The 10,112-nt window shown below is 70.0% G+C and carries 10 protein-coding genes; 8 read left to right on the forward strand and 2 right to left on the reverse strand.

The genetic code is table 11. From position 1 onward, the window contains the following. Window positions 1-123 precede the first annotated feature (123 nt). Complete coding sequence (locus FHD68_RS15265) at window positions 124-1,077, forward strand: sugar-binding transcriptional regulator (RefSeq protein WP_127898026.1); 954 nt, start codon at window positions 124-126, stop codon at window positions 1,075-1,077. 116 nt (window positions 1,078-1,193) lie between these two features. On the opposite strand, the gene tkt is transcribed toward FHD68_RS15265, so the two are convergent. Next, the gene (gene tkt, locus FHD68_RS15270) at window positions 1,194-3,218 is read right to left on the reverse strand and encodes a transketolase (RefSeq protein WP_127898027.1); all 2,025 of its coding nucleotides are present in this window, start codon (window positions 3,216-3,218) and stop codon (window positions 1,194-1,196) included. Between the two features lie 131 nt (window positions 3,219-3,349). Here tkt and FHD68_RS15275 point away from each other — a divergent pair, with 131 nt between their 5' ends. Genes FHD68_RS15275 through fba form a run of 5 tightly spaced genes read left to right on the forward strand, consistent with a single transcriptional unit; the run spans window position 3,350 to window position 7,345 of the window. Then, window positions 3,350-4,120: a DeoR/GlpR family DNA-binding transcription regulator gene (locus FHD68_RS15275; RefSeq protein ID WP_045982702.1), complete on the forward strand. Its 771-nt coding sequence runs from the start codon at window positions 3,350-3,352 to the stop codon at window positions 4,118-4,120. After that, window positions 4,117-4,878, forward strand: a complete 762-nt coding sequence (locus FHD68_RS15280; protein ID WP_127898028.1) for a triose-phosphate isomerase — start codon at window positions 4,117-4,119, stop codon at window positions 4,876-4,878. The genes FHD68_RS15275 and FHD68_RS15280 overlap by 4 nt, the downstream gene beginning before the upstream one ends. Further along, window positions 4,875-5,336: a D-erythrulose-4-phosphate isomerase gene (derI, locus tag FHD68_RS15285; protein WP_127898029.1), complete on the forward strand. Its 462-nt coding sequence runs from the start codon at window positions 4,875-4,877 to the stop codon at window positions 5,334-5,336. Before FHD68_RS15280 ends, derI begins: the two co-directional genes overlap by 4 nt. Further along, entirely contained in the window at window positions 5,336-6,304 is a 969-nt protein-coding gene (locus tag FHD68_RS15290; protein ID WP_127898030.1) for a class 1 fructose-bisphosphatase, read from the forward strand. The genes derI and FHD68_RS15290 overlap by 1 nt, the downstream gene beginning before the upstream one ends. A gap of 6 nt (window positions 6,305-6,310) precedes the next feature. Beyond that, window positions 6,311-7,345, forward strand: a complete 1,035-nt coding sequence (gene fba / locus FHD68_RS15295) for a class II fructose-bisphosphate aldolase (protein ID WP_045982706.1) — start codon at window positions 6,311-6,313, stop codon at window positions 7,343-7,345. Here fba and FHD68_RS15300 read toward each other — a convergent pair. Next, window positions 7,339-7,899: an arylesterase gene (locus FHD68_RS15300; RefSeq protein WP_341872770.1), complete on the reverse strand. Its 561-nt coding sequence runs from the start codon at window positions 7,897-7,899 to the stop codon at window positions 7,339-7,341. The genes fba and FHD68_RS15300 overlap by 7 nt on opposite strands. 157 nt (window positions 7,900-8,056) lie before the next feature. Between FHD68_RS15300 and FHD68_RS15305 the strand changes: the two genes are divergently transcribed. Further along, window positions 8,057-8,740: an ABC transporter ATP-binding protein gene (locus tag FHD68_RS15305; protein WP_240542511.1), complete on the forward strand. Its 684-nt coding sequence runs from the start codon at window positions 8,057-8,059 to the stop codon at window positions 8,738-8,740. Next, the coding region (locus tag FHD68_RS15310; protein ID WP_139086157.1) for an ABC transporter permease at window positions 8,737-10,112 on the forward strand (1,376 nt) is incomplete at its 3' end. The genes FHD68_RS15305 and FHD68_RS15310, both read left to right, overlap by 4 nt.

Here is a 10,112-nt window from a genome sequence, read left to right on the forward strand (position 1 = left end):
GGGGATCGACGCGGCGGCGCGCAAGGCCGCGGCGCAGGCGGCGGCCGCGTCGTCGTCGATGAGGGCCAACCCGGCACCCCTGTCGGCCGACGATCTGGACGCCCTGATGCGGGCCGCCGCCTGATGGCCCGGCGGGGACCGGTCGATCCGGAGCAGAGCCTGGCGATCCGGGCCGCCTGGCTGCATTATGCGGGCGGGCTGACGCAGGCGGCCGTCGCCAAGCGGCTGGGCCTGCCCGGCGTCAAGGCGCACCGCTTGATCGCCCGCGCCGTGGCCGAGGGCGTGGTCAAGGTCACCATCGACGGAGAGATCGTCGAATGCGCCATGCTGGAGGATCAGCTGTGCGCGCGCTATGGGCTGGACCACTGCGAGGTTGCCCCCGACCTGGGCGAGGACGGCATGCCCCTGCGCGCCCTGGGCCTGGCGGGCGCGGGCTTCCTGCGCCGCGAGATCGAGCGAGGCGAACACAGGGTCATCGGGCTGGGGCATGGCCGGACGCTGGCGGCGGCGGTCCGGCAGATGCCGCGCTTTGACGCGCGCGCGGTGCGCTTCGTCGCGGTCCTGGGCGGGCTGACGCGCAATTATGCGGCGAACCCGCATGACGTGATGCATACGCTGGCGGAAAAGACCGGGGCGCAGGCCTTCGTGATGCCGGTGCCGTTCTTTGCCAATTCCGAAGGCGACCGGGCCGTGCTGCTGTCCCAGCCCGGCGTGCGCGACATCTTCGATCTGTCGAACAGCGCCACGCTCACCTTCGTGGGCATGGGCACGGCGGATGCGGGCGCGCAGCTGGTCGCATCCGGCATGATTGAGGCGCGCGAGATCGCCGAGATCAACGCCGCGGGGGGCGTCGGAGAGATGATGGGTTATTTCTTCGATGCCACGGGCCGTGTGCTGGACACGACGCTGAGCGCGCGGACGCTGTCGGTGGACCTGAACCGGGGGCAGGATCAGCGTATCGTGGTCGTCGCCGGAGGCGCGGAAAAGGTCGCGGCCATCCGCGCGGTGCTGAACAGCGGGCGCCTGTCCGGGCTGATCACCGACGAGGCGACGGCGCGCGCGCTGATGGCGGGGTGACCCAAACGGGGACGGGTCGGGGAAACCCCGACCCGGTCGCTGCCGCTGGGCCCCGCGCGCGCTTTGCGCGCGTGGGGAGCATCGTGGCAAGGCCGCTTGCGGCCTTGGCCTTTGGATTAGTGGCCTGTCACCAGGCGGGCGCGGGCGATGATGGCCTCGGGTGTGATGCCGAACTCCTGGTACAGCCGGTCGATCGGAGCCGATGCGCCAAAGCCGGTCATGCCGATCACGTCGTCCTCGGTCGCGACATAGCGGGTCCAGCCGAACTTGCCCGCGGCCTCGACCGCAATGCGGGGTGCGGTGCCAAGCACCTGGGCGCGGTAATCCGCGTCCTGCGCCTCGAACAGCTCCCAGCTGGGCATCGACACGACCGCCACGGCCATGCCTTCGGCGGCCATCGCCTCGGCAGCCTCCACGGCGATGGCGACTTCGGTTCCTGTGGCGATCAGGGTCACGTCGCGGCCCTCGCCGAACTGGCGGATCACATAGGCGCCCTTGGCGGTCAGGTTCTCGGACCCGGCCTCCGTGCGCAGCTGCGGGACGTCCTGGCGGGACAGGGCCAGCAGCGACGGCACGGTCCGGTTGCGGATCGCGATGTCCCAGGCCTCCAGCGTCTCGACCGTATCGGCGGGGCGCAGGACGGTCAGGCCGGGGATGGCGCGCAGGGACGCCAGATGCTCGACCGGCTGGTGGGTCGGGCCGTCCTCGCCCAGGCCGATGCTGTCATGGGTCATGACATAGATCGTGCCCACGCCCATCAGCGCCGACAGGCGGATCGCGTTGCGGGCATAGTCGGAAAACACCAGGAACGTGCCGCCATAGGCGATCACGCCGCCATGCAGGTTCAGCCCGTTCATCGCGGCGGCCATGCCGAACTCGCGCACACCATAGCCGATGTAGCGGCCGGGCGCCTCGCGCGTGAACTGCGTGTCGACGGCCTTGACGCGGGTCAGGTTCGATCCGGTCAGGTCGGCCGATCCGCCGATCATCGCGGGCACGGCCGGGGTCAGCGCCTCCAGCGCCATCTGGCTGGCCTTGCGGGTCGCGGCTTTCTTGGGCGCGGCGAACAGGGCGTCGCGGGCGGCGGAGACTGCCGCGTCATAGCCCTCGGGCAGATCGCCCGACAGCCGGTGCGTCAGGGCCGCGCCCTTGGGCGATGCGGCCAGACGGGCCTCCCAGGCCTCGCGGTCGGCGGCGCCGCGCGCGCCGATTTCGCGCCATTCGGCGGCCAGATCGTCGGGGATCACGAAGGCGCCGTGGCTCCAGCCCAGGGCCTCGCGGGTCAGCGCGCCCTCATCCTTGCCCAAAGGCGATCCGTGCACGGAATAGCTGCCCGCGCGGTTGGGAGAGCCGAAGCCGATGATCGTCTTCATCGCGATCAGCGAGGGCTTGCCCGTCTCTGCCTTGGCGGCCTCCATCGCGGCATCCAGGGCGCGCCCGTCATGGCCGTCGCAGCTCTGGACATGCCAGCCGCAGGCCTTGAACCGTGCCGGGATGTCCTCGGAGAAGCTGACCGACGTCGGGCCGTCGATGGTGATGCTGTTGTCGTCATAGAGCACGATCAGCTTGCCCAGGCCCAGATGGCCCGCCAGGCTGATCGCCTCCTGGCCGATGCCCTCCTGCAGGCAGCCGTCGCCCAGCATGACCCAGGTGCGGTGATCGACCAGATCATCGCCGAACTCTCCGGCCAGCGCGCGTTCCGCCAGCGCCATGCCGACGGCGGTGGCCAGGCCCTGGCCCAGGGGGCCGGTCGTGGTCTCCACGCCCTTGGCATGGCCGTATTCCGGATGGCCGGCGGTGATCGCGCCCCATTGGCGGAAATTCCTGATCTGATCCAGCGTCATGTCCTGGTACCCGGTCAGGTGCAGCAGGCTGTAGAGCAGCATGGACGCGTGCCCGTTCGACAGCACGAAGCGGTCGCGGTCGGGCCAGTCGGGATTGGCCGCATCGAACTTCAGGTGGTTGCGGAACAGCACGGTGGCGGCATCGGCCATGCCCATCGGGGCGCCGGGATGGCCGCTGTTGGCGGCGTTCACGGCATCGATGGTCAGCGCGCGGATGCAGTTCGCCAGGGCGAAGTTCTGCGGGTCCAGATCGGCCTTGGCGGCGATGGCGGGGTCTTTGGGGGTGTCTAAGGGCATGGCGGTCCTCCTGTCGCGCCCTCCATAACCCGCCGCTGTCATCATCACAACAAAAAATCACAAAGTCACAAAGTCGGTGTTGTTATGTGCGCGGATCATGTTATGAAACCGGCGACCAGGGGAGGGTTTGGGTGAAACGCGAGGAACGCAGACAGGCGATCATGGATCTGCTGGTCGCGGCACGCGCCGTGGACCTGGACGATCTGGCGGCCCGTTTCGCGGTCAGCAAGATGACCATCCATCGCGACCTGGACGACCTGGAACAGGCGGGCCTGCTGCGCAAGGTTCGCGGCGGCGCCACCATCGAGGCCGGCACCCAGTTCGAGAGCGACTTCCGCATCCGCGCCCTGCAGGACGGAGAGGCCAAGATCCGCATGGCCCATGCCGCCCGCGCCCTGATCGAGCCGGGGATGACCGTGATGGTCAATGACGGCTCGATGGCGGCGCTGCTGGGGGCCAGCCTGACGGAATGCGCGCCCCTGTCGGTGATCACCAACAACGCCGCCGTGATCGAGCGGCTGAAGGATGCGCCGCGCGTCACGCTGATCGCGCTTGGCGGCATCTACAGCGCCAAGTTCAACGGTTTCTTCGGCATGGTCACGGAAAGCGCGCTGGCCGGGCTGCATGCGGACCTGGCCTTCATCTCGACCCCCGCGGTGGCGGGTTTGCGGGCCTTCCACATGGACGACAACGCGGTGCGCGCGAAACGCGCGATGATGCACGCGGCGGAGCGCAGCGTGCTGCTGGTCAACCACGCGCGGTTCGGGCGCAGCGCGCTGCATGCGCTGGCCGACCTGACCGAATTCGACGCCATCATCACCGACGCGCCTCCCGCGCCCGAGGATCGCGCCGCGATCGACCGGGCAGGCATCGCGCTGACCATCGCAAAGGACCCCGCATGACCCAATTCTGGATCGGCACCAGCTGGAAGATGAACAAGACCCTGGCCGAGGCGATGACCTTTGCCCAAGGGTTGCGCGGCACGCCCGCGCCCGCGGGCATCCAGCGTTTCGTCATCCCGCCCTTCACCGCCTGCCGCCAGGTGGCCGAGGCGCTGTCGGACACCGACGTCAAGGTCGGCGCGCAGAACATGCATTGGGACGACGCGGGCGCCTGGACCGGAGAGATCAGCCCCGTGATGCTGACCGATTGCGGGCTGGACATCGTGGAGCTGGGCCACAGCGAACGCCGCGAGCATTTCGGAGAGACGGACAGGACCGTGGGCCTGAAGACCGCCGCCGCCGTCCGCCACGGCCTGATCCCGCTGATCTGCATCGGCGAGACCCTGGCCGAGCGCGAGGCTGGCCGCGCCACGCAGGTGCTGGAGACGCAGGTCCGCGCCGCTTTGGAGCCGGTGGCAGGGTCCGACGCCACGATCCTGCTGGCGTATGAGCCGGTTTGGGCGATCGGCGCGAACGGCATCCCCGCGACATCGGATTATGCCGATGCGCGGCAGGCCGAGATCATCGCGGTCGCGCAGGACGTGCTGGGCCGCCGCGTGCCCTGCCTCTACGGCGGGTCGGTCAATCCGGGCAACTGCGCGGAACTGATCGCCTGCCCGCATATCGACGGGCTGTTCATCGGGCGGTCAGCCTGGGACGTGAACGGCTATCTGGACATCCTGGCGCGATGCGCCGCAACCATCGGAGATGACGCATGAAACTGGCAATCGCAGGGGACAGCGCGGGCGAAGGTCTGGCCAAGGTGCTGGCCGACCACCTCAGGGACCGCTTCGACGTGGCCGAGATCAGCCGCACCGACGAAGGCCCCGACGCCTTCTATGCCAACCTGTCGGACCGGGTGGCCAGCCAGGTCATGGACGGCACCTATGACCGCGCCATCCTGGTCTGCGGCACGGGCATCGGCGTCTGCATCGCGGCCAACAAGGTGCCGGGCATCCGCGCCGCCCTGACGCATGATACCTATTCGGCCGAACGCGCGGCCCTGTCGAACGACGCGCAGATCATCACCATGGGCGCCCGCGTCATCGGACCCGAACTGGCCAAGGCCATCGCCGATGCCTGGCTGGCGCAGACCCAAAACTTCGACCGCAACGGCAAGTCGGCGGGCAATGTCAACGCCATCGACGCGGTCGGCGCGAAATACGCGGGCCGGTGATGCTGCGCCTGCCGACGGACAGGCCCGCGACGGGGCCGCTGCTGGACGATGTGCTGGCGCGCGATGGCGCGGCGGTCATCGTGGCAGCCATCGCGCGCGCGCTGCCGCCTTTGGCCGCACGGCTGGCGGCGGGGCGCCTGCATGGTGACCCCGAGGCCATCGTCGGCACCAATGACAGCGGCGACCGGCAGAAGGCGCTGGACGTCGCGGCCCACGACCACATGATCGCCGCCCTGCGTGCGGCGGGCGTGCGCCAGGTCCTGTCCGAGGAAGCCCTGGACATCATCCTGCTGAACGAAGGCGGCGCCTTCGACGTGGCGATCGACCCGATCGACGGCTCGGGCAGCATTGGCATCGGCGCGCCCCTGGGGATGCTGTTCAGCATCCTGCCCGCCGACCCGCAGGGATTCCAGCGGACAGGCCGGGCGGTGGTGGCGGCAGGCTATGCCTCCTTCGGTCATTCGGTCGATTTCGGCTGGTCCACCGGCGCGGGTGTCCATGTCGCGACCTGGGACGCCGAGGCCCATGCCTTCCGCGTCACCCGCCAGAACCTGCGGCTGAAGCCTCAGGCCTCGACCATCGCCTATAACGCCTCGAACGAACGCCACTGGGCGCCGGGCCTTCAGGCCTGGGCGCGCGATCTGCGCGCAGGGCGGGACGGGCCGCGCGGGCGCGACTTCAACATGCGCTGGCTGGCCGCCGCCGTGGGCGAATTGCACCGCATCCTGCTGAAGGGCGGTGCATTCCTGTACCCCGCCGATACCCGGCCCGGATACGGCGACGGCCGGCTGCGGCTGATCTATGAATGCGTGCCCATCGCCTTCCTGATCGAACAGGCCGGGGGCCGCGCGACCGACGGGCATGGCCCGATCCTGGACCGCGTGCCGCGCGGGCCGCATGACTTCACCCCGCTGTTCTTTGGCGCGTCCGAGGAAATCGACGCGCTTCACGCCGCCCTTCAAGGATAACATCCCATGCCGATGATCACCCTGCGCCAGCTTCTGGACCACGCGGCTGAGCACGACTATGCCGTGCCCGCCTTCAACATCAACAACATGGAGCAGGGCCTGTCGGTCATGCAGGCGGCCCAGGCCACCCGCAGCCCGGTGATCCTGCAGGCCAGCCGCGGCGCGCGGGCCTATGCCAATGACGCGGTGCTGGCGGGGCTGATCGCGGGTCTGGCGCGGGCCTATCCCGACATCCCGATCTGCATGCATCTGGACCATGGCAACGGGCTGGAAACCTGCGCGACCGCGATCCAGAACGGCTTCACCTCGGTGATGATGGACGGGTCGCTGAAATCGGACGGCAAGACGCCCGCCGATTACGCCTATAACGCCGACATCACCCGCCGCGTGACCGAGATGGCCCATGCCTGCGGTGTGTCGGTCGAGGGAGAGCTGGGCGTGCTGGGCAGCCTTGAGACCGGCATGGGCGACGCCGAGGACGGCCACGGCGCAGAGGGCAAGCTGTCCGAGGAGCAGCTGCTGACCGACCCCGACGAGGCCGTGCGGTTCGTCGAGGAGACCGGCGTGGACGCCCTGGCCATCGCCATGGGCACCAGCCACGGCGCGTATAAATTCACGCGCAAGCCCGATGGCGACATCCTGGCCATGCATGTGATCGAGGAGATCCACCGCCGCCTGCCCAACACCCATCTTGTGATGCACGGCTCCAGTTCCGTCCCGGAGGATCTGCAAGCGATCATCAACGCCCATGGCGGCGACATCCGCCCGACTTGGGGCGTCCCGGTCGAGGAGATCCAGCGTGGCATCCGCCATGGCGTGCGCAAGGTGAACATCGACACCGACAACCGCCTGGCGATGACCGCCGCGATCCGCCGCGTGATGGCCGAACACCCGGCCGAGTTCGATCCGCGCGCCTATCTGAAGCCCGCGATGGCGATGATGGCCCAAGTCTGCCGCGACCGGTTCGAGGCCTTCGGCACCGCCGGCAACGCCGACAAGCTGCGCCCGATGTCCCTGCCGGAAATGGCCGCGCGCTACTGATCCGCCCGGGCCAGCAGCTCCTCGACCTTGGGGCCGATCGCATCCACGATCTGCTCGACGCCGCGCGCGTTGGGGTGGATGCGGTCGTCCTGCATCAGGTCCGACAGGGACAAGCCCTGCGTGGCCTTTTCCCCGATCGGCCCCAGGAAGTCGGGGACCAGCACCGCATCGTACTCGGTGGCTAGATCGGCATACATCGCCTCGAAGTCGCGCTTGAAATCGGGGCCGTAATTGCCCGGCGCGGGCAGGCCCGCCAGCAGGACGGGCACCCCCGCCGCCCGCGTCTTGTCCAGGATCGCCGCCAGGTTCGCGCGGCTGGAGGCCGGGTCGATCCCGCGCAACAGATCGTTGCCGCCAAGCGCCACGATCATCGCGTCGGGCCCGTCCGCCAGCGTCCAGTCGATCCGCGCGGCACCCCCTGCCGTGGTATCCCCCGACACGCCCGCATTGGTCACCGCCACGTCATGGCCGCGACCCCGCAGCCAGGCCTCCAGCAAGGGGACGAACCCCTGATCCTGCGGCAGGCCGTATCCCTGCGTCAGACTGTCGCCCATCGCGGTCAGACGCAGCGTCTCTGCGTAAGCAGGGGCTGCCCATGATGCCGCGATGGTGACCGCCAGCGCCGCGACGGCGGCTGTCAGGCGGTTGCCTTCGCGGGCGGGCCGACCATATCGTGCCCCGATACCCAGACCGCGACGAAGGAGCGACCCGATGGCCGACCCCGTGATCCGCCTGTCCGATGCGCATCTGACGTTGCAGGGCAATGCCGGGCCGGTCCCGATCCTGCGCGGCCTGTCGCTGCAGGTCGAACGCGGAGAGACGGTCGGGCTGGTGGGTCCTTCGGGATCGGGCAAGTCGTCGCTCCTCATGCTGATGGGCGGTCTGGAACGCGCCACGGGCGGCCTTGTCCAGGCGATGGGTCAAGACCTGACCGCGCTGGACGAGGATGCGCTGGCACGCTTTCGTCTGTCCCATATGGGGGTGGTGTTCCAGTCCTTCCACCTGGTCCCCACCATGACGGCGCTTGAAAATGTCGCGACACCGCTGGAGCTGGCTGGTGCGCCCGACGCCTTCGCCCGCGCGGCGGCGGAACTGGACCGCGTAGGCCTTGGTGCGCGGCGCGACCATTACCCCGCGCAACTGTCGGGCGGAGAGCAGCAGCGCGTGGCCCTAGCCCGCGCCGCGGCGCCGCGCCCGGCCATCCTGCTGGCCGACGAACCCACCGGCAATCTGGACGGGGCGACGGGGCAGGCGATCATGGACCTGCTGTTCGGGCTGCGCGCCGATCATGGCGCGACGCTGGTCCTGGTCACGCATGACCCGGACCTGGCGCGACGGTGCGACCGGGTGATCCGCTTGGCTGACGGCCGTCTGGCCGCCGAGGCCGCGGCATGAGCCTGGCGCTGGCGGCCCGGCTGGCGCGGCGCGACCTGCGCGGGGGGTTGCGCGGGTTTTGGGTGCTGCTGACCTGTCTGGCGCTTGGCGTGGCCGCCATCGCCGCCGTGGGGTCCGTCCGCGCGGCGATACAGGCGGGGCTGACCTCGCAGGGCGCGGTCCTGCTGGGGGGCGATGCCGAGGTGCAGCTGACCTATCGCTTTGCCAGCCCCGAGGAGCTCGACTGGCTGGAGGATCGGGCCGTAACCGTCTCTGAAATAGTTGATTTCCGGTCCATGGCCGTGGTCGGGCAGGGGGATGCCTCCGAACGCGCCCTGACCCAGGTCAAGGGCGTGGACGCGGCCTGGCCGCTGCTGGGGCAGGCCGTGCTGGACCCGCCCATGCCGCTGGCGCAGGCCTTGGGGACGACGCCGCAGGGGCTGCCGGGGGGCGTCATGGCGCCGCTGCTGGCCGACAGGCTGGGGCTGTCGCCGGGTGACATCTTCCGCCTTGGCACGCAGGATTTCGTGCTGACTGCGCGGCTGGTCAGCGAACCCGATGCGGGCGCGGCCAGCTTCGGCTTCGGCCCCCGCACGCTGGTGCTGCGCGAGGCGCTGGCCGACAGCGAGCTGCTGGGCGCAGGCACGCTGTTCGACAGTAACTATCGGCTGGCGCTGCCGCCGGGAACGGATCTGGACGCGCTGCGGGCCGACTGGCGCGTGGCCTTCCCCGACAGCGGCGCGCGCTGGCGCGACAGCCGCCGTGGCGCGCCGGGCATCGACAGTTTCGTGGACCGCATCGGCGCGTTCCTGGTGCTGGTCGGGCTGACCGGGCTGGCCGTGGGCGGGGTCGGCGTGTCGGCCGCGGTGCGCGCCCATCTGGCCCGCAAGACCGAGACCATCGCCGTGCTCAAGACCTTCGGCGCGTCGGGGCGGACGATCTTTCAGGTCTATCTGCTGCAGATCGGGGCGGTGACCGCGATCGGCGTCGCGGCGGGGCTGATCCTGGGGGCGGCGGTGCCCTTGGCGCTGGCGCCGCTGCTGACGGCGCGCCTGCCGGTGCCGGCGGAGTTCGGCGTCTATCCGGGCCCCCTGGCGCAGGCGGCGGTCTATGGCGTGCTGACTGCGTTCATCTTTGCGCTGTGGCCCTTGGCGCGAACGCGGCGCATTCGGGCGGCGACCTTGTTCCGCGACGCGGACGCATCCGGGGGCGGCTGGCCCGAACGGCGCTATCTGGTGATGATCGTCGCGGCGCTGATCGCGCTGGTGGGGGCTGCCGCACTGTTTTCGGGGCTGTGGCGGCTGACGCTTGGCATGGCGGGGGGCGTCCTGGCGGCCTTTGTCGTGCTGGCCGGGGCGGCGGCGCTGGTCCGGCGCGCGGCGGGGGCGGGGGC

The sequence above is a fragment of the Paracoccus marcusii genome (assembly GCF_006151785.1).
GTDB classification, from domain to species: domain Bacteria; phylum Pseudomonadota; class Alphaproteobacteria; order Rhodobacterales; family Rhodobacteraceae; genus Paracoccus; species Paracoccus marcusii.

Bases quoted from the DNA above. Each gene is read 5' to 3' on its own strand.
- FHD68_RS15265 (WP_127898026.1), top strand. From the start codon at position 124: ATGGCCCGGCGGGGACCGGTCGATCCGGAGCAGAGCCTGGCGATCCGG.
- fba (WP_045982706.1), top strand. From the start codon at position 6,311: ATGCCGATGATCACCCTGCGCCAGCTTCTGGACCACGCGGCTGAGCAC.
- FHD68_RS15290 (WP_127898030.1), top strand. From the start codon at position 5,336: ATGCTGCGCCTGCCGACGGACAGGCCCGCGACGGGGCCGCTGCTGGAC.
- FHD68_RS15305 (WP_240542511.1), top strand. From the start codon at position 8,057: ATGGCCGACCCCGTGATCCGCCTGTCCGATGCGCATCTGACGTTGCAG.
- derI (WP_127898029.1), top strand. From the start codon at position 4,875: ATGAAACTGGCAATCGCAGGGGACAGCGCGGGCGAAGGTCTGGCCAAG.
- FHD68_RS15300 (WP_341872770.1), bottom strand. From the start codon at position 7,899: ATGGGCGACAGTCTGACGCAGGGATACGGCCTGCCGCAGGATCAGGGG.
- FHD68_RS15280 (WP_127898028.1), top strand. From the start codon at position 4,117: ATGACCCAATTCTGGATCGGCACCAGCTGGAAGATGAACAAGACCCTG.
- tkt (WP_127898027.1), bottom strand. From the start codon at position 3,218: ATGCCCTTAGACACCCCCAAAGACCCCGCCATCGCCGCCAAGGCCGAT.